This is a genomic window from Brevundimonas sp. M1A4_2e (assembly GCF_053345555.1).
Map to the genome: position 1 here is coordinate 654,003 of NZ_JBKFAI010000001.1, position 18,325 is coordinate 672,327.

At 68.3% G+C, this 18,325-nt stretch carries 19 protein-coding genes; 10 read left to right on the forward strand and 9 right to left on the reverse strand.

All coding sequences use genetic code 11. The features are described 5' to 3' along the window. Positions 1-27: 27 nt before the first annotated feature. A complete protein-coding gene (locus ACLBV5_RS03060; protein ID WP_447604770.1) occupies positions 28-1,074 on the forward strand; it encodes a L,D-transpeptidase family protein in 1,047 nt (348 codons plus the stop codon). Here ACLBV5_RS03060 and ACLBV5_RS03065 read toward each other — a convergent pair. The 8 genes from ACLBV5_RS03065 to fabD all read right to left on the reverse strand — a co-directional run bounded on the left by ACLBV5_RS03065 (position 1,071) and on the right by fabD (position 7,871). Then, positions 1,071-1,523 (reverse strand): nucleoside deaminase, encoded by a 453-nt coding sequence (locus ACLBV5_RS03065; RefSeq protein ID WP_392353231.1) that lies wholly within the window; start codon positions 1,521-1,523, stop codon positions 1,071-1,073. The genes ACLBV5_RS03060 and ACLBV5_RS03065 overlap by 4 nt on opposite strands. A 5-nt stretch (positions 1,524-1,528) precedes the next feature. Further along, positions 1,529-2,170 (reverse strand): guanylate kinase, encoded by a 642-nt coding sequence (gene gmk / locus ACLBV5_RS03070; RefSeq protein ID WP_025976711.1) that lies wholly within the window; start codon positions 2,168-2,170, stop codon positions 1,529-1,531. After that, positions 2,160-3,050 carry a YicC/YloC family endoribonuclease gene (locus ACLBV5_RS03075; RefSeq protein WP_134580450.1) on the reverse strand — a complete coding sequence of 297 codons (891 nt, stop codon included), beginning with the start codon at positions 3,048-3,050 and terminating at the stop codon, positions 2,160-2,162. Before ACLBV5_RS03075 ends, gmk begins: the two co-directional genes overlap by 11 nt. Beyond that, positions 3,047-4,252, reverse strand: coding sequence for an endolytic transglycosylase MltG (gene mltG / locus ACLBV5_RS03080; protein ID WP_447604771.1), 1,206 nt, complete (start codon positions 4,250-4,252; stop codon positions 3,047-3,049). The genes ACLBV5_RS03075 and mltG overlap by 4 nt, the downstream gene beginning before the upstream one ends. A 1-nt stretch (position 4,253) precedes the next feature. Further along, the gene (gene fabF / locus ACLBV5_RS03085) at positions 4,254-5,534 is read right to left on the reverse strand and encodes a beta-ketoacyl-ACP synthase II (RefSeq protein ID WP_447604772.1); all 1,281 of its coding nucleotides are present in this window, start codon (positions 5,532-5,534) and stop codon (positions 4,254-4,256) included. Positions 5,535-5,652: 118 nt separating this feature from the next. Further along, a complete protein-coding gene (locus ACLBV5_RS03090) occupies positions 5,653-5,892 on the reverse strand; it encodes an acyl carrier protein (RefSeq protein ID WP_003165440.1) in 240 nt (79 codons plus the stop codon). A gap of 186 nt (positions 5,893-6,078) precedes the next feature. Next, positions 6,079-6,819 carry a 3-oxoacyl-[acyl-carrier-protein] reductase gene (gene fabG, locus ACLBV5_RS03095; protein ID WP_447604773.1) on the reverse strand — a complete coding sequence of 247 codons (741 nt, stop codon included), beginning with the start codon at positions 6,817-6,819 and terminating at the stop codon, positions 6,079-6,081. A gap of 107 nt (positions 6,820-6,926) precedes the next feature. Continuing rightward, complete coding sequence (gene fabD / locus ACLBV5_RS03100; RefSeq protein WP_447604774.1) at positions 6,927-7,871, reverse strand: ACP S-malonyltransferase; 945 nt, start codon at positions 7,869-7,871, stop codon at positions 6,927-6,929. A gap of 269 nt (positions 7,872-8,140) precedes the next feature. Between fabD and rpsF the strand changes: the two genes are divergently transcribed. From rpsF to alr, 8 genes are all read left to right on the forward strand, one after another. Continuing rightward, the gene (gene rpsF, locus ACLBV5_RS03105; RefSeq protein WP_024353035.1) at positions 8,141-8,518 is read left to right on the forward strand and encodes a 30S ribosomal protein S6; all 378 of its coding nucleotides are present in this window, start codon (positions 8,141-8,143) and stop codon (positions 8,516-8,518) included. Between the two features lie 11 nt (positions 8,519-8,529). Continuing rightward, positions 8,530-8,805 carry a 30S ribosomal protein S18 gene (gene rpsR / locus ACLBV5_RS03110; RefSeq protein ID WP_003167100.1) on the forward strand — a complete coding sequence of 92 codons (276 nt, stop codon included), beginning with the start codon at positions 8,530-8,532 and terminating at the stop codon, positions 8,803-8,805. A 1-nt stretch (position 8,806) separates the two neighbouring features. Further along, a complete protein-coding gene (rplI, locus tag ACLBV5_RS03115) occupies positions 8,807-9,391 on the forward strand; it encodes a 50S ribosomal protein L9 (RefSeq protein WP_025976705.1) in 585 nt (194 codons plus the stop codon). 387 nt (positions 9,392-9,778) lie between these two features. Further along, positions 9,779-12,229 carry a TonB-dependent receptor plug domain-containing protein gene (locus ACLBV5_RS03120; RefSeq protein WP_447604775.1) on the forward strand — a complete coding sequence of 817 codons (2,451 nt, stop codon included), beginning with the start codon at positions 9,779-9,781 and terminating at the stop codon, positions 12,227-12,229. Between the two features lie 180 nt (positions 12,230-12,409). Beyond that, a complete protein-coding gene (locus ACLBV5_RS03125) occupies positions 12,410-12,784 on the forward strand; it encodes a hypothetical protein (protein WP_447604776.1) in 375 nt (124 codons plus the stop codon). 49 nt (positions 12,785-12,833) lie between these two features. Continuing rightward, on the forward strand, positions 12,834-13,235 hold the full coding sequence (locus tag ACLBV5_RS03130; RefSeq protein WP_134580438.1) for a hypothetical protein: 402 nt from the start codon (positions 12,834-12,836) through the stop codon (positions 13,233-13,235). A gap of 120 nt (positions 13,236-13,355) precedes the next feature. Further along, the gene (locus ACLBV5_RS03135; protein WP_447604777.1) at positions 13,356-14,861 is read left to right on the forward strand and encodes a replicative DNA helicase; all 1,506 of its coding nucleotides are present in this window, start codon (positions 13,356-13,358) and stop codon (positions 14,859-14,861) included. Positions 14,862-15,081: 220 nt separating this feature from the next. Further along, complete coding sequence (alr, locus tag ACLBV5_RS03140; protein ID WP_447604778.1) at positions 15,082-16,131, forward strand: alanine racemase; 1,050 nt, start codon at positions 15,082-15,084, stop codon at positions 16,129-16,131. Between the two features lie 28 nt (positions 16,132-16,159). On the opposite strand, the gene ACLBV5_RS03145 is transcribed toward alr, so the two are convergent. Beyond that, on the reverse strand, positions 16,160-16,777 hold the full coding sequence (locus ACLBV5_RS03145; RefSeq protein WP_447604779.1) for a Yip1 family protein: 618 nt from the start codon (positions 16,775-16,777) through the stop codon (positions 16,160-16,162). Positions 16,778-16,938: 161 nt separating this feature from the next. Here ACLBV5_RS03145 and radA point away from each other — a divergent pair, with 161 nt between their 5' ends. After that, positions 16,939-18,312: a DNA repair protein RadA gene (radA, locus tag ACLBV5_RS03150; RefSeq protein WP_447604780.1), complete on the forward strand. Its 1,374-nt coding sequence runs from the start codon at positions 16,939-16,941 to the stop codon at positions 18,310-18,312. Positions 18,313-18,325: the final 13 nt, after the last annotated feature.

Consider the following 18,325-nt stretch of genomic DNA (forward strand, 5'->3'; position numbering starts at 1 on the left):
ACAAGCCCCGGACCCTTCGGAGCTTTCATGTCGAAATTGCGCCTCGCCGCCTCTGCCCTGCCCTTCATCGCGGCCGCCCTGGCGGCCTGCGGCTCCCCGGCTGAAACGCCCAAGCCGCAGCAGCCGCCGGCGTCGGCCCAACCCCCGGCGCCCGCCGCCCTGACCCGCGACGCCGTCGAGAGCGCCGTGTTCGAGGCCGCCCCCGCTCCCGTCGAGGGCCAGCCCGCCCGTCCCGACGCGGCGACGGCGCGCGCGCAGATCCTGCTGGACCGCGCCAACTTCTCGCCAGGCGTGATAGACGGTCTGGGCGGCGACAACACCCGCCAGGCCATCGCCGCCTTCGAGAAAGCCGCCGGCCTGCCGCAGGACGGGGTGCTGGACGCCGAGGTCTTTCGCCGCCTGACGGCAGGCGACGACGGCCGCGTCCTGACCGACTACACCATCACCGCCGCTGATCTCAGCGGTTCCTTCATCGGACAGGTTCCGGCGAATCTGGCCGACATGGCTAAGCTGAAGACCGTCGGCTACGCGACGCCGCTGGAGATGCTGGCCGAGAAGTTCCACATGACCGAGGGCCTGCTGCAGGCGCTCAACCCCGGCGTCGACTTCGCCAAAGCGGGTCAGACCATCGTCGTGGCCGCTGTCGCCCAGACCGATCTGGCGGCCGAGGTGGCCCATATCGTCGTGGACAAGGCCGAGCGCTCGGTGCGGGTCTATGACGCGGCGGACAAGCTGCTGGCCTTCTATCCCGCCACCGTCGGCAGTTCGGCGCGCCCGGCGCCCTCGGGCGAAGTGACGGTCGTCGGCGTCGCGCCCGAGCCGAACTACACCTACGACCCCGACCGGGTCAGCTATGACCGGGGCGACCGCAAGGTCATCGTGCCGCCGGGGCCGAACAATCCGGTGGGATCGGTGTGGATCGACCTGTCGCGCGACACCTATGGCATCCACGGCACGCCAGACCCGTCCAAGGTCGGCAAGACCTTCTCCAGCGGCTGCGTGCGCCTGACCAACTGGGACGCCGAGCAACTGGCCTCAAAGGTCAAGCCGGGCGTGCGCGTGACCTTCCGCTAGGCGCCGTAAAGCTCCGCCGCCGTCCGCCCCGGCACGTTCAGTTGCGTCAGCGGCAGCGGCGGCGGGTCCAGCCTCACCCCCAGCGTCTGATAGGTCGCCGCGCTGGAGAAGCCGTAGGGCTCGGCGTCCGCATTGCTGAAGGCGTAGTAGACGGCGCTGACCCGCGTCATCACTGCCGCCGCCAGGCACATCGGGCAAGGGTGGCCGCTGGCGTAGAGGACCGCGCCCGACAGGTCCACGCCGCCCAGCGCCGGTCCCGCCTGACGCAGGGCCTCCATTTCGGCGTGTGAGCTGGGATCGTTCGTCGCCAGCATCCGGTTGACGCCGCTGGCGACCAGCGCCCCGTCCTTGACCAGCACCGCGCCGAACGGCCGCCCGCCCGCCCGGACGTTCTCCAGCGCCAGATCGACGGCCTGGGCCAGCCAGCGGCGGTGTTCGGCCTCGTTCATGGGCGTCAGACCACTTCCTTCAACAGGGCCGCCTTATAGCCGTCGACCCACAGGTTGCGGCGCCGGCAGCTGCGCTCGGCGTGGTAGATGTGGGCCAGCTCGGCGTAGGATCGGTCGAAGTCCTCATTGACCAGCACATAGTCGAACTCGTCGCAGTGCTCGATCTCGCCCTTGGCGTTGGCGACGCGGCGCTCGATCACGTCCTCGGCGTCCTGAGAACGCGTCACCAGGCGGCGGCGCAGTTCCTCAAGGCTGGGCGGCAGGATGAAGACCCGCACGGCGTCGCCGGGGCATTTGGCGGCCACGTCGCGGGCGCCCTGCCAGTCGATGTCGAACAGGACGTCGCGGCCCTCGGCCAGCGCGCGCTCGACCGGGGCGCTGGGGCTGCCGTAGCGGTTGCCGTGCACATCGGCCCATTCCAGGAAGGCGTCGGCGTCGATCAGACGCTGGAATTCCTCGGCGGAGACGAAGTTGTAGTCGCGCCCGTCCACCTCGCCCGGACGGATGTCGCGGGTCGTCATGGAGACCGACAGTTCCAGCCCCTTGTGGTCAGCCATCAGGCGGCGGCACAGCGAGGTCTTTCCGGCCCCCGACGGGCTGGCCACGATCAACAGGACGCCACGGCGGGGAGTGCGGTTATTCGACATTCTGAACTTGTTCTCGAAGCTGTTCGATGACGGCCTTCAACTCCAGGCCGATTCCGGTGAGCGCGGTCGTAGCGGATTTCGAACAGAGGGTGTTCGCCTCACGCATGAATTCCTGCATCAGGAAGTCGAGTTTTCGACCGGCGGGGGGTTGCTGCAACAGTGCGCGGGCCGAGGCGACGTGGGCCGTCAGCCGGTCCAGCTCCTCGCGCACGTCGGCCTTGGTCGCCAATGCGGCCGCCTCAAGGAAGACCCGCTCGTCCAGACCGGGCGCATCGGGCGCCAGTTCGCTGATCCGGCGGGTGAAGCGGTCGCGGATGGCCTCGACCTGGGCCGACGCCTCAAGCTCGGCGCGCGCGACCAGGGCCTCGATGGTTCCGACGAAGTCGTGGATCACCGGCGTTAGTTGCTCGCCCTCGCGCTGGCGCGACGCTTTCAGCGCATCCAGCGCCTGCTCGACCGTGGCGGCCATGGCGCTTTCCAAGGCGGCGCGGCCTTCCGCGTCCTCATCCTCTTCGGCGACCTCGATGACGCCGCGCAGGGCCAGCAGGCCGTCAGCGGAGGGCGCAGTGGCCCCCTCCTGCGCCAACTGGTTGGCCAGCCGCAGATAGGTCGCCAGCACCGCCTCATTGACGCGCGGCGCGGGCTCGAACCCCTCGGCGCGCTTGGCCTGCAGGCCCAGCGTCACCTGGCCCCGGTTCAGGCGCGCCTGCGCCGCCGCCTTGGCCAGCCGCTCCAGATTGTCGAAGCCGCCGGGCCCGCGAAAGCGCGTCTCCAACGTCCGCCCGTTGACCGAACGCGCCTCGACCGTCCAGGTCCAGCCGTCCAGCCCGCCGTCGGCCCGGCCGAAGCCGGTCATGCCGCAGATATGACTTCCGCTCATCGCCCGGCCTCCGTCGGCACGCGAATGACCTTGGCGCCGGGCGGGATGGCGATGGCCGGGACGGCCTCATCCGTCATCGGCGCGGGCGAGGTTTCCGGCGCGCCTTGGCCCGGCGCCAGGCCGGCCTTGCGGCGCTCGATCTCGCGCCAGCGGGCCACGTTCAGCAGGTGCTCCTGATAGGTGCGGGCGAAGACGTGTCCGCCCGTGCCGTCAGCGACGAAGAAGATGTATTCCGAACGCGGCGGGTTCAGCACGGCCTTCAGCGCCTCTTCGCCCGGATTGGCGATCGGCGTCGGCGGCAGGCCGTCGATCAGATAGGTGTTCCACGGCGTCGGCTTGCGCAGCTCCGACAGCAGGATGCCGCGCCCCAGCGGCCGCCCCTTGGTCACGCCGTAAACGATGGTCGGGTCGCTCTCCAGCCGCATCCCCAGCCGCAGCCGGTTGGTGAAGACGGCCGCCACCTGGGGCCGTTCGGAGGCGATGCCCGTCTCCTTCTCGACGATGGAGGCCAGAATGACCGCCTCTTCGGGCGTCGTCACCACCGTGGCGGGCGAGCGGGCGGCCCACAGGGTCTCCAGCTTGGTCTTGGCGGCGCGCTGCATGCGGGCGACGACGGCGGCGCGGGTTTCGCCGCGCGTGACTTCATAGGTCTCGGGCCACAGGCTGCCCTCGGGCGGAACCTCGACCTCGCCGGTCAGGACCGGCTGCTTCATCAGGATGTCGACCGCCTGGGCGCTAGACCAGCCTTCGGGCAGGGTCACGTAGTGGCGCACCGACTTGCCGTCGACCAGCAGGCCCACCACCGTCGCCAGAGAGGCGCCCGACGGCACCTCATATTCGCCCGCGCGGATCTTGCGGTCGGCGCCGGTCAGGCTGATCGCCGCACGAAACAGGTCGGTCGAGCGGATCACCCCCGCCGATTTCAGATTGGCCGCAATGGCCGGAACGCCCGCCCCGGATGGCAGGGTGACGATGGTCGCCTCCCCTTGCGCCGCTCTCGGCCCCGGCCCCCAGTAGATGGCCCACAGCGCCACCAGCGCCGCGACCAGGAACAGGCCCAGCGTCCCGGCGGCGGTGATCAGGCCGACGCCCAATCCTGTCTTGGGGCCGGAACGACCGCCTCCGCCCCCGCTTCCCTTTTTCGGAACGCGCGACTTGGGAATGCGAACCTTGGGGGTGCGGCGGGACGGAGCCTTGGCCAAGTCAGTCGACCTTCTTGAAGATCACAGAGGCGTTGGTGCCGCCGAAGCCGAAGCTGTTGGACATGGCGACATCGATCTTCATGGCCTTGCCCTTGTGCGGGACCAGGTCGATCGGCGTCTCCATCTCCGGATCGTCCAGGTTGATGGTCGGCGGCGCCATCTGATCGCGGATGGCCAGGACCGAGAAGATGCTCTCGATGGCCCCGGCGGCGCCCAGCAGGTGCCCCGTCATCGACTTGGTGGACGACACAGCCAGGTCCTTGGCGTGGTCGCCGACCAGCCGCTCGACGGCCTTCAGCTCGATCCAGTCGGCCATGGTCGAGGTGCCGTGGGCGTTGACGTAGTCCAGGTCGGACGGCTGCATCCCGGCCCGCTTCAGCGCCGCCTTCATGGCCCGCAAGCCGCCGTCGCCGTCTTCCGACGGGGCGGTGATGTGATAGGCGTCGCCGCTCATGCCGTAGCCGACGACCTCGGCGTAGATATTGGCGCCGCGCGCCTTGGCGTGTTCGTATTCTTCCAGAACCATGACGCCAGCCCCCTCGCCCATGACGAAGCCCGCATGGCCGCGGTCATAGGGGCGCGAGGCCTTCTCGGGCGTGTCGTTATAGGCGGTGCACAGGGCCTTGCAGGCCAGGAAGCCGGCGATGCCGATCGGCACGACCGAGCTCTCAGCGCCGCCCGCCACCATGACGTCCGCGTCGCCCAGGGCGATCATCCGGGCCGCGTCGCCGATGGCGTGGGCGCCGGTGGCGCAGGCGGTGACGACCGAGTGGTTCGGTCCCTTCAGGCCGTGGCGGATCGAAATCTGGCCCGAGGCCAGGTTGATCAGGGCCGAGGGGATGAAGAAGGGGCTGACGCGGCGGACGCCCTGTTCCTTCAGGATGATGGCCGTGTCGGCGATGGGACCCAGGCCGCCGATGCCCGAACCGACCATGACGCCGGTCGCTTCCTTGTCGTCTTCCGTTTCCGGCTTCCAGTTCGCATCGGCCAACGCCTCGTCGGCGGCGGCGATGGCGTACAGGATGAAGTCGTCGACGCGCTTGCGGTCCTTGGCGGACATCACCTGATCAGGATCAAAGACGCCGGGCTGGCCCGCCTCGCCGCCGCCGCGCCCGTCGACGCTGGGCACCTCGCCCGCGATGGTGCAGCCGTAGCCCTCGGTGTCGAAGGCGGTGATCGGACGGATGCCCGAGCGGCCTTCAAGAATGCCCTTCCAGACGTGCTCGACGCCCGTGCCCAGAGGCGTAACCAGGCCGAGGCCCGTGATGACGACGCGGCGCATGGTTCGCGCTCCTTCTTGGTCAGAATCGTAACCAGAAACACTAATGGCCGCCGGACGGTCCCGCTAGGGGTCCGTCACGGCGGCCATCAGCTGGTAAGTGCGACGAATCGCAGCCGGATCAGGCGGCCAGCTTCTCGTCGATGAACTTCACCGCGTCGCCGACGGTCTGGATGTGCTCAGCGGCGTCATCCGGGATTTCGACGTCGAATTCTTCTTCGAAGGCCATGACCAGTTCGACGTTGTCGAGCGAGTCAGCGCCCAGGTCGTCGATGAAGGAAGCCTTCTCGGTGACCTTGTCCGGATCGGCGTCCAGGTGGTCGATCACGATCTTGCGGACGCGTTCGAGGGTGTCGGACATGAGTGTCTCTCTTGCCTGTTTGAAATCGCCGTGATGGCGGGTCTTGGTTGGTTTCGCCGTGTCACGGCTGCCTGCCGGGATCAAGCCTCAATGAGACTCACCCCCGAAAGACGTCCGTGCCCTTTAGCACAGGGTGCGGAAGTGGAAATAGTCTGTTGCGCGTCGTGATGACACTTCACGCTGCGATCAAATCATCGCCATGCCGCCGTTAACGTGCAGCGTCTGGCCCGTCACATAGCCCGCTTCATCCGACGCCAGATAGACGGCGGCCGAGGCGATTTCGTCGCCTTCGCCCAGGCGCCCGGCCGGAATCTTGGTCAGGATGGCTTCGCGCTGCTGGTCGTTCAGCACGTCGGTCATCGGCGAAGCGATGAAGCCCGGCGCGATGCAGTTGACCGTGATCCCGCGCGAGCCGACTTCCTGGGCCAGCGACTTGGAGAAGCCGATCATCCCGGCCTTGGAGGCGCAGTAGTTGGTCTGGCCGGGGTTGCCGGTGACGCCGACCACCGAGGTGACGCCGATGATGCGGCCCGAACGGCGCTTCATCATCCCCTTCACCGCCGCGCGGGTCAGGCGGAAATAGCTCTCGAGGTTGATCTGGATGACGGACTGGAAGTCCTCGTCCTTCATCCGCATCAGCAGGCCGTCCTTGGTGATGCCCGCGTTGGCGACCAGGATGTCCAGCGGCGCGCCGGCGGCTTCCTCGGCGCGCGCGACCAGACCGTCGACCGATTCCGCGTCCGACAGGTTGGCGGCTGCGAAATGCGCCCGCTCGCCCAGTTCCTTGGCCAGATCAGCCAGCACGGCTTCGCGCGTGCCGGACAGGACGACGGTCGCGCCTTGCGCGTGCAGGGCGCGGGCGATGGCCCCGCCGATGCCGCCGGTCGCGCCGGTCACGAGGGCGGTCTTTCCCGAAAGATTGAACATTGAAATCTCCGCTCATCCCCGCGGAGGCGGGGACCTAGGCTTTAGCTTCAAGCGCCGCATCTCGTTCCCAAAGAACTGGGCCCCCGCCTCCGCGGGGATGAGCGGCTTCAGAGGGTTTTCGCGAAGGCTTCCAGCTCTTCGGCCGTGTTCAGCGCCAAGGCCTCGGCGTCGGGAGCGATGCGCTTAGCCATGCCGGTCAGCACCTTGCCCGAGCCGACCTCGACGAAGCGGGTCACGCCGCCTTCAGTCGCCATCCACTCCATGCTCTCGCGCCAGCGTACGCGGCCCGTGACCTGCTCGACCAGCAGGCGGCGGATGACCTCGGCGTCGGTTTCCGGGCGAGCGGTGACGTTGGCGACCACCGGCACGACGGGCGCCACGATCTTCGCGTCGGCCAGAGCGGCGGCCATCTCGTCGGCGGCGGGCTGCATCAGCGGGCAGTGGAAGGGCGCCGAGACGTTCAGCGGAATGGCGCGCGCGCCCAGCTCCTTGGCTTTCTCGATGGCTAAATCGACAGCGGCCTTGTCGCCTGAAATGACGACATTGCCCTTGTTGTTGTCGTTGGCGACGACGCAGACTCCCGCCGCCGAACCGGCCTTGGCGGCTTCTTCAGCCAACGCCAGGTCGGTCTTGGGGCCGATCAGCGAGGCCATCGCCCCCTTGCCGACGGGCACGGCGCGCTGCATGGCCTGGCCGCGCAGCTTCAGCAGGCGGGCGGTGTCCGACAGGCTGATCGCGCCCGCCGCCGCCAGGGCCGAATATTCGCCCAGCGAGTGACCCGCGACGAAGGCGGCGCGCGCCACGTCGACGCCGAACTCGACCTTCAGCACCCGCGCCGTGGCGACCGACACGGCCATCAGGGCCGGCTGGGCGTTCTCGGTCAGGGTCAGCTGATCGTCCGGCCCTTCGCGCATCAGCTCGAACAGCTTCTGGTTCAGGGCGTCATCCACCTCGGCGAAGACCTCGCGCGCGCTGGCGAAGGCCTCCGACAGGGCGACGCCCATGCCCACCGACTGGCTGCCCTGACCGGGAAAGAGAAGCGCGAGGCTCATCCGGGATCGTCCGTCATCCGTTGAATCAAGCCGCGAGGGGTAGGCGAATCCCTCCCCTACGGCAAGAAGAAGGGCGGACGGACGCGCCGCTCGCCGCGCCCGCGCCTTGCCCTTTCACAGGTTTTCCCGTATAGGCGCGCCCTTTCCAGGGCTTCGGTCCTGCTGCGGAACGTCAAAGGGCCGGGAAACTCCCGTCCGCCGCATCAGGAGCCATCGTGGACGAACTCCCCGGTTCGCTCGCGCCGATGTCCGCCAAGGGAGAATACCGCATGGCTCTTTACGAGCACACGGTCATGACGCGCCAGGATATCTCGGCGCAACAGGCCGAAGCGCTGAACGACACCATCAAGGCTCTGATCGAAGAAGGCGGCGGCTCCGTCGCCAAGATCGAGTACTGGGGTCTGCGCAACCTGACCTACCGGGTCAAGAAGAACCGCAAGGCCCACTATTCGCTGATGGCCGTCGACTGCCCGCCGGCCGCCATGGCCGAAGTCGAGCGCCAGCTGTCGATCAACGAAGACGTGCTGCGCTGGCTGACCATCCGCGTCGAGGAACTCGACCTGGAGCTGTCGCCCCTGCTGGCTCGCCGCGAGCGCGAGCGTGACCGCAGCGCCCCGCGCGGCGAAGACGCCGCGGCTTCGGAATAAGGAACCGGATCATGACCGATACGACTGCCCCCATCCCGGGCGCTCCGGCCGGCTCCGGCCCGGCCCGTCGCCCCTTCTATCGTCGCCGCAAGGTGTGCCCGTTCTCGGGCGCCAACGCGCCGAAGATCGACTACAAGGACGTGAAGCTGCTGCAGCGTTACGTCTCCGAACGCGGCAAGATCGTGCCCTCGCGCATCACCGCCGTTTCCGCCAAGAAGCAACGCGAACTGGCCAAGGCCATCAAGCGCGCCCGCTACCTGGCCCTCCTGCCGTACGTGGTGAAGTAAGATGAAGGTCGTTCTGCTGGAACGCGTCGAGAACCTCGGCGCCATCGGCGACGTCGTCACCGTCAAGGACGGCTTCGCCCGTAACTACCTTCTGCCGCGCGACAAGGCTCGTCGCGCCACCGAAGCCAACCTGAAGGCCTTCGAAATCGAGCGCGTCGCCATCGAGCAGCGCAACGAGAAGAACAAGGCCGACGCTCAGAAGATCGCCGACAAGATCGACGGTCAGAGCTACGTCATGATCCGTCAGGCTGGCGAAACCGGCCAGCTGTACGGCTCGGTTGCCGGCCGCGACGTCGCTGAGGCCGTTCGCGCCGAAGGCGGCAAGGTCGAGCGTTCGCAGGTCGTGCTGAACACGGCGATCAAGACGCTGGGCGTCCACGAGGTGCTGGTCCGCCTGCACCCCGAGGTCTCGGCCACCGTCAAGATCAACATCGCCCGTTCGGCCGACGAAGCCGAGCGTCAGGCCAAGGGCGAGGACGTGATCCGCAGCCAGTTCGACGACGAGCGTCAAGCTGCTGATCAGGCCGCTCAGGAGTTGCTGGAAGGCGGCGCCGGCCAACAGGAAGGTTTCGGCGACGAAGCCTGATCCTGTCGCTTCGGCGAGATGATCCAGGGGCGCTTCCGCAAGGAAGCGCCCCTTTTTCTTTGCCCGGGCCCTGCCCTGCCGACAGGACGAGGCCGCCGCCTACCTTTAGCTTTTCTAACTAAGCCGTGAAGTAATCTCGATACCCGACGCCGTCTTCGCGCCGCAGTATCGCCGCGCCTCGCCACATTCGACGCGCCGGAGCCGCCATGCCTTCAGTCCAGCCCCGCCCGACCCGGGAGCCGCGTTCGCAGGCCGCTCCCTGTCGCCGATGTGACTGATTTCGCCCCCCGGAAACTTCTCGTTAGTTTTACCGACGCAGGCTTGGACCGTCGCGCTTTCAGTATGCGGCGCATTCCCCGCGTCCAACCAGAAAAGCTGATCTCTCCCATGCCCATCGTCTCGTTCCGCCGCCCCGCCCTTTTGGCCGCCGCGTCCGGCGCTGTCCTTCTGATCGCCGGCGCGGGCGCCGCCCAGGCCCAGAACGCGCCCGGCAGCGCCACCTCGGTGGACGACATCGTGGTCACCGGCACCCGCGTCGCCAACCGCTCCCGCCTGGACACGGTCGCTCCCGTCGATGTCGTCACCGCCGAGGCGCTGGAACAGCGCGGCACCACCGAACTGGCGGCCCAGTTGGCGGCTACGGTTCCGGCCCTGAACTTCCCCCGCCCGTCGGCGACCGACGGGACGGACTCCATCCGCCCGGCCACCCTGCGCGGTCAGGGTCCCGACCAGACCTTGGTCCTGGTCAACGGCCTGCGTCGTCACCAGACCGCCCTGGTCAACCTGAACGGCTCGGTCGGGCGCGGCTCGTCCGCCGTCGATCTCAACGCCATTCCGTCCACGGCTGTCGAGCGGATCGAGGTCCTGCGCGACGGCGCTGCGGCCCAATACGGCTCGGACGCCATCGCCGGGGTCATCAACCTGCGTCTGCGCGAGGCCCGCGAAGGCGGCGGCGCCAGCGTGACCTACGGCTCCTATGTCACCGACTTCACCGGCTTCTATGGCCGCGAAGGGGACATCCGCGACGGCGACACCGTCACCGTCTCGGCCTGGCAGGGCTTCGGCCTGGGTCAGGACGGCTTCCTGACCGCCTCGGTGGAATACCGCGACCGCGACAGCACGAACCGCTCCGACATCAACCCCACGCTGGGTCGGGTCACCGGCGGCCAGGGCGACGCGGCGGTCGAGGATCTCTCGGCCTACCTGAATGCAGGACTGCCGCTGTGCAATGGCTGGGAGGCCTACGGCTGGGCCGGCTATCAACAGCGCGACGCCTCGGCGGCCGCCTTCTACCGCACCCCCACCGACAACGCCCAGAACCCGGACTATGGCTCCGGGCGCAAATATCCGAACGGCTACCTGCCCTACATCCTGACCGAGACCACCGACTGGACCGCCGCAGGCGGCCTGCGCGGCGAAGCGGGCGGGTGGGACATCGACGTCAACCTGGGCTACGGCTCGAACAAGATCGAGTTCGGCGCCGAAAACACCATGAACCCCACCTATGGGATCAACGGCCAGACCTCGTTCGACGCCGGTTCGCTGGAATACGGCCAGCTGGTGTTCGGCGCCGACGCCGCGCGCCAGTTCGACCTGGGCTGGGCCGGTCCGCTGAACGTCGCTGTCGGTCTGGAAGCGCGCCGCGAAACCTACAAGATCGGCGCGGGCGAAGAAGCCTCCTACGCCCGCGGCCCCGTCCTGAGCGCAGGCGGCACGGCCCTGAGCTGGGGCTCGCGCGGCTTCACCGGCTTCACACCCAGCAATGAAATCGACGAGGACCGCAGCAACGTCGGCGTCTATCTGGATCTGGAAGGCGAGGTCGTCGAAAACCTGACCCTGTCCGGCGCCCTGCGTTACGAGAACTATTCGGACTTCGGCGACAATGTCTCGGGCAAGATCGCCGGCCGCTACGACTTCAACCCGCACTTCGCCATCCGGGGTGCCCTGTCGACAGGCTTCCGCGCGCCCAGCCTGCAACAGCAGTATTACACCCAGACCGCCGTCCTCTACATCAACAACGTCCCCTATGAGACCGGCACCTATCCGTCTGTCAGCGACGTGGGTCTGGCGCTGGGCGGCACGGCGCTGGAGGCCGAAACCTCGGTCAACTATTCGCTGGGCTTCGTCGTGCGCAACGGCCCGTTCGAGCTGACGGCCGACGCCTACCGCATCGACATCGACGACCGGATCATCCTGTCCGAGACCCTGACCGGCAGCAACACCGCTGCGCCGGGCAGCAACGCCAAGACCATCTTCGACCTGTTGGCCCCCTATGGCGCCACGGCGGCGCGCTTCTTCATCAACGGGGTCGACACCAAGACGACCGGCCTGGATGTCGTGGCCCGTTATCGCGCCGAAACCTCGGTCGGCCACCGCCTGGACTTCACGCTGGCGGGCAACGTCAACGACTTCAAGGTGACCAAGACGCCGATGACGCAGACGGGCGTCCTGCCGACGCCGACCTCCCTGTTCGGGCGTCAGGCGGTCACGCGCTTCGAAGAAGGCACGCCGCCGTGGAAGGTCGTCTTCCAGACCGACTGGGAGGCGCAACGTCTGGGCGGCACCTTCCGCCTGACCGGCTATGGCGACGTTCTGGCCGCCGGTGCGACCGAAGCCACCGACCTGCAACTGGGCGACGCCCTGGTGGCCGATGTCGAGGCCCGCTACCGCTTCAATGATCGCGTCACCGTCTCGATCGGCGCCGACAACATCCTGGACCAGTATCCGCGCCAGAGCCTGCGGGAGAACAATACCACCGGCGCCTTCCCCTTCTCCAACTTCTCGCCGTACGGCTTCAACGGCCGCTTCGTTTACGGGCGACTGGCGGTGAAGTGGTGATCGCTGCACAGCGCGCGCCCGAAGGCTTCCCCTCCAGCCTTTGAGCCTGCCCGTCTCGTCGGGCGCGGCGGGCATCGCGGCCGCCGCGCCTGACAAAAACTTAATGCACGACGGCGTTCGACGGGCATGGTTCCGCCGCAAGCGGCACGTTAGGCTTCACCGTCCCTCGAGAGGAAAGCCATGAAAGCCGCTGCATTCGCCGTCGTCGCCGCCCTGGCTCTGTCCGCCCTGCCGGGAGCCGCCGCCGCCATGTCGGTTCAGGAGTTCCTGACCTCGGCCAACCGCATCCCGCGCAATCCGACCGCCCTGCTGCGGTCGGACACGCGGCGGCTGATGAATGAGATAGGCGGGGCCTTCAAGGCCGTGCGCGACGATCAGGCCGCCGCCAGGGCCGCCGGCCGTCGCCCCGCGACCTGCATCCCCGAAGGCAAGATCAGCCTGTCGGCAGAGCAGATCCTGGCCCGCTTCAACGCCATCCCCGCCCCGCGGCGCAACATCAGCGTCAACCAGGCCGTCCGCGAATGGATGGGCGAACGTTATCCCTGCCCGGCCTGACAGGCGCCCGCACTTGCACAGCGGCGTCGGCGAGCGCATTTATCGCCTCATGTCGCGTTTCGTTCCCGCCCTCATCGCCGCGCCCCTGGCTTCGGCGGCGCTGTTCGCCGCCGCTCCCACGGCCCAGGCCCAGTCGTCCGACATGACGGTCCAGCAGTTTCTGACCATCGGCCAGAACATCCCGCGCAACCGCGCCGTGGCCATGATGCGGCCGGACACCCGTCGGCTGATCCGCGAAGTCACCGGCGCCGTCAGCACGGTGAAGGCCGAGCAGGCCTCGGCCGTCTCGGCGGGGCGCCGCCCGGCCCACTGCATCCCCGCCTCCGGCACCGGCATCACGCCTGAGACGCTTGTCGCCCGCTTCGAGACCATGCCCGAGACGCGGCGTCGCGTCACCGTGACCCAGGCCGTGCGCGACTGGATGGTCGAGCGCTACCCCTGCCGCAACTGACGACCCCTCACTGATCCGACAGCGGTTTTCCGCGCCCGTCCACAGGCGCAGGCGACTGTCCACGACCACGACCGCGCCCGTGTCTGACGCAGGGCGCGCCTATGGCTATTGATGATGTCGATGAACGCGTTCGCTCCCCTGCCCTATGATTCCGCCCACGACCCCGTGCAGGTGTCGTCCATGCCCCACAACCTGGAGGCGGAGCAGGCCCTGTTGGGCTCGCTGATGTTCGACAACGCCGTGTTCGAGCGCGTGTCGGACCGACTGCGCGGCAGCCATTTCTACGAGCCCTTCCACCAGCGCCTGTTCGACGCGATCGAGGACCACATCCGGCAGGGCCTGCTGGCCGAGCCGACCATCCTGATGGAGCGGTTCAAGCAGGACCCGGCTTTCCAGGAGTTCGGCGGCCTGCGCTATCTCGCCGACCTGGTGGACCGCGCCCCGCCCGCGGCCAACGCCCCCGACTACGCTCGCGTCGTCTATGATCTGGCCTTGCGCCGCGAGTTGATCCGCATCGGCGGCGAGATCATCAAGGAGGCGCCCAACCCCGAGACGCCCGCCGACGAACAGATCGAACAGGCCGAACAGACTCTCTATTCCCTGGCCGAGACGGGCAAGCCGTCGTCGGGCTTCGTGTCCTTCTCGCAGGCGCTGTCGGGCGCCGTCGAAATGGCGGGCGAGGCCTATCAGCGCGAGGGCAAGCTGGCGGGCCTGGCCACCCGTCTGGACGACCTGGACCAGAAGCTGGGCGGCCTGCACCCCTCCGACCTTCTGATCCTCGCGGGCCGTCCGTCGATGGGCAAGACGGCGCTGGCGACCAACATCGCCTTCAACGTGGCGCGCAACTATCGCTGGGAGCCGACGCCGGACGGCGGGCGCAAGACCGTCGACGGCGGCGTCGTCGCCTTCTACTCGCTGGAAATGAGCGCCGAACAGCTGGCCATGCGTATCCTGGCCGATGCGTCGGGCGTGTCCTCGGACAAGCTGCGTAAGGGCGAGATCGACGCCTCGGACTTCGGCAAGATTCGCGACGCCGCCATCGAGATCGGCGAAAGCCCGCTCTACATCGACGCCACCGGCGGCCTGTCCATCTCCAAGCTGGCGGCGCGCGCGCGCCGGCTGAAGCGGATGGAAAACGGTCTGGACCTGATCGTGGTCGACTACCTCCAGCTCGTCACCACTGGCGACAGCGGCGGCCAGAAGAACCGGGTGCAGGAAGTTTCCGAGATCACCGGCGGCCTGAAGGCGCTGGCCAAGGAGTTGAACGTCCCCATCATCGCCCTGTCGCAGCTATCGCGTCAGGTCGAACAGCGCGAGGACAAGCGCCCGCAACTGTCCGACCTGCGGGAATCGGGCTCGATCGAGCAGGACGCCGACTGCGTCATGTTCGTGTACCGCGAAAGCTACTACCTGGGCCGCGCCGAGCCGCGCGAGGGCACCGAAGAACACCTGAAGTGGCAGGAAGACATGGACCGCCTGCAGCACCAGGCCGAGGTGGTCATCGGCAAGCAGCGCCACGGCCCCATCGGCATCGTCAAGTTGGCGTTCGATTCCAACACGACCCGCTTCGGCAACCTGGCCCACGACGGCCGCTACGGCGGCGCCTATGCGGATATTCCGGAGTAGGGCGAGGCGTCGCCCCTCGCCCCTACGCGCGCCATCTCGCCCCCCCAATCTCCGTCATCCTCGGGCTTGACCCGAGGATCGAGCGCAGGGCGCGCTCGGCCTTTTCCAATGTCGCGCAGGCGGACAGCCCGATCCTCGGGTCAAGCCCGAGGATGACGATGTGAAAGCCTTGAAGCAAAACCCGGTAGCGCCGCCTGAGCAGCGGCCTATAACCCTTTTCATGACCTCCCCCGCCCTTGCTCCCGCCGTCCTCAACGTCGATCTGGACGCGCTCGCCCGCAACTATCGCACGCTCGAAACCGTGACCGGCCGTCCCGTCAATCCGGTCGTGAAGGCCGACGGCTACGGCTTGGGCGCCGCCGCCGTGGCGCGTCGACTAATGGCCGAGGGCGCGCGCACCTTCTTCGTCGCTCGCGCGGCCGAGGGCGTGCGTCTGCGCGAGGCCATCGGGCCCGAGCCGGTCATCTACATTCTGGACGGCTGCCACGGCGATGGGGCCGCCCTGCTCAAGGCCTCGAACCTGCGGCCCGTCATCAACCACCCGACCCAGCTTCAGACCTGGCAGGCGGCGGGCGGCGGCGCCTGCGCCCTGCAACTGGACACCGGCATGAACCGGCTGGGCTTCCGCGTCGAGGACGCGCCCGAACCGTTCCAGGGGCTGGAGCTGGTGATGACCCACCTGGCCTGCGCCGACGAGCCGTCGAACCCGCTGAACCGCGACCAGCGCGACGCCTTCGCCGCGGCGGTCCAGCGCTATCCCGGCGTGACGCGCTCCTTCGCCAACTCGGGCGGCTGCTTCCTGGGCCCAGACTTCGCCTTCGACGTGGTGCGGCCGGGCATCTGCCTGTACGGCGGCGGGCCGGAAGGCCGCCCGCACGAGAAGATCGCCCCCGTCGCCAGCCTGATCGCCCAGGCGGTGCAGGTGCGCGACGTGCCGGCAGGCGAAACGGTCGGCTATTCGCAGGGTTACAAGGCGGAAAGGCCCACGCGCGTGGCGACCTGCGGCGCCGGCTACGCCGACGGCGTACTGCGGTCCTACAGCCCCAAGGGACAGGTCTTCATCGCAGGCGAGATGCGGCCGATCATCGGCCGGGTGTCGATGGACGTGCTGGCCGTCGACGTGACCGGCCTGGACGTCACGGCGGGCGATCCGGTCGAGATCTACGGCGCCAACCGCCTGATCGACGACGCGGCCGCGACGGCCGGGACCATCAGCTATGAGTTGCTGACCTCGATCACGCCGCGCGTGCCGCGCGTCTACAAGGGCTGAGGCGCACCGCCCCAGCCCTCTCTCTGACTCAGCTCAGCGCGAAAGCGGCGGCGCCCAGGCCGACGATGGCGAAGCTGGCGATCACCGCCGCGACCAGCGACCAGACGATCGCCCACAGGATGATGGCCGCCACGACCACGACGATGGTGTAGCCCAGCGCTTTCTCGACCGTCGTTTTCATCAGCACCGGCAGGCCCAGATACATCAGGTAGAAGCCGTAAAGGCCGATCAGGAGCGCCAGCCAGCCCAGCGTCGGGATGATGTTCAGCACGCCCGCCACCCACATGGGCGTCATGGAATAGACAGCGACCTGCATCGCCTTCACCGGGTTCTTGGTCCCGCCGAAGGTCGGCGCCAGGGCGTCGATGATCATGCCCAGGATGTAGACGCTGATCAGGCTCAGCACATAGCTGAGCGCGCCCGCCAGCGCCGGCCCGACCAGACCGCGATGACCGAAGGCGATCTGGCCCACGACGGTCGCCACCGCCGGAATAGCCGCCAGGATGACGGCGTAGTTCGTGAACAGCCCCTTGATGGTGGCGCTCTCAGCGTCGATCACCGGCCATTCGAACTTGGGCCGGGTCAGGATGTATTTGACCCGCGCGACAAGCGACGGATCGACGGCGGGGGGATTTTCCAGGGTCATTCGATGTGCCTTCCAGGCGTTGAGTCGGATCACGGCCGTATCATGGCAGAATGACGGCCCTGTGGACGCCAGCGCAACCCCGCCGTCGCCCTATGACAAATTGGGACGCAGCGTGGTCCAACCCGCCTGCCCTCGGCCGTCTGATCTGCTAGGTCTGACACATGGCGCGCGACTCTCTTCTCTTCGTCTGCAAATCCTGCGGGGCGGTTCATTCCAAATGGGCGGGGCAATGCTCGGCCTGCGGCGAGTGGAATGCGCTGGTCGAGGAAAACAAGGCCGCCCCGCCGGGCGCCATGAAGCCCGCCTCGACCGCGCGCGGGCGCGGGGTGCAGTTCGAGACGCTGCAATCCGACACGCCTGAGCCGCCGCGCATCGTCACCGGCGTGACCGAGTTCGACCGCGTCTGCGGCGGCGGCGTGGTGCCCGGCTCGGCCATCCTGCTGGGCGGCGACCCGGGCGTCGGCAAGTCGACCCTGCTGCTGGAAGTCACGGCCAAGGCCGCCCGCAACGGCGCCAAGGTCGCCTATATCTCGGGCGAAGAAGCGATCGAGCAGATCCGCGCCCGCGCCAAGCGCATGGGCGTGGCCGACGCCGAGGTGTCGCTGGCCTCCGCCACGGCGCTGCGCGACATCCTGACGACGCTGAAGCGCGATCCGTTCGACATCGTCATCATCGATTCCATCCAGACGCTGTGGAGCGACGCGCACGACGCCGGGCCGGGCTCCATCACCCAGGTGCGCGCCTGCGCCGCCGAACTGGTGCGGCTGGCCAAGAACGGCGGCCCGGCCATCGTCCTGGTCGGCCACGTCACCAAGGACGGCCAGATCGCCGGGCCGCGCGTGGTCGAGCACATGGTCGACGCCGTGCTCAGCTTCGAGGGCGAGCGCGGCTATCCGTTCCGCATCCTGCGCGCGGGCAAGAACCGTTTCGGCGCCACCGACGAGATCGGCGTGTTCGAGATGGGCGACGCCGGCCTGCGCGAAGTGCCCAATCCCTCGGCCCTGTTTCTGGGCGAAGGCAAGGACCGGGCGCCCGGCGCCGCCGTCTTCGCCGGCATCGAGGGGTCGCGCCCTGTTCTGGTGGAAATACAGGCCCTTGTCGCCCCTTCTGCATACGGCACGCCAAGACGCGCCGTCGTCGGCTGGGACTCCGGCCGCCTGGCCATGCTGCTGGCGGTGCTGGAGGCGCGCTGCGGCCTCGGGTTCGGCGACAAGGACGTCTATCTGAACGTCGCGGGGGGGATGCGGATCAACGAACCCGCCGCCGATCTGGCCGCCGCCGCCGCCCTGATCTCCTCCGCCCTCGACATGCCCCTGCCGCAGGGCTGCGTCGTCTTCGGCGAGATCGGCCTGTCCGGCGAGGTTCGCGCCGTCGGCCGCGCCGAGGCCCGCCTGCGCGAAGCCCAGAAGCTGGGCTTCGAGCGCGCCCTCGCCCCGCCACAAGCCAACGGCAAGGTGAAGAAGGGCGATGTCGCCCTGACCGTCGTCACCCGCCTGACTGATGCGGTCGAGCGAATCTCCCAGAACCGCTACTAAGGCGCGTTCCCCA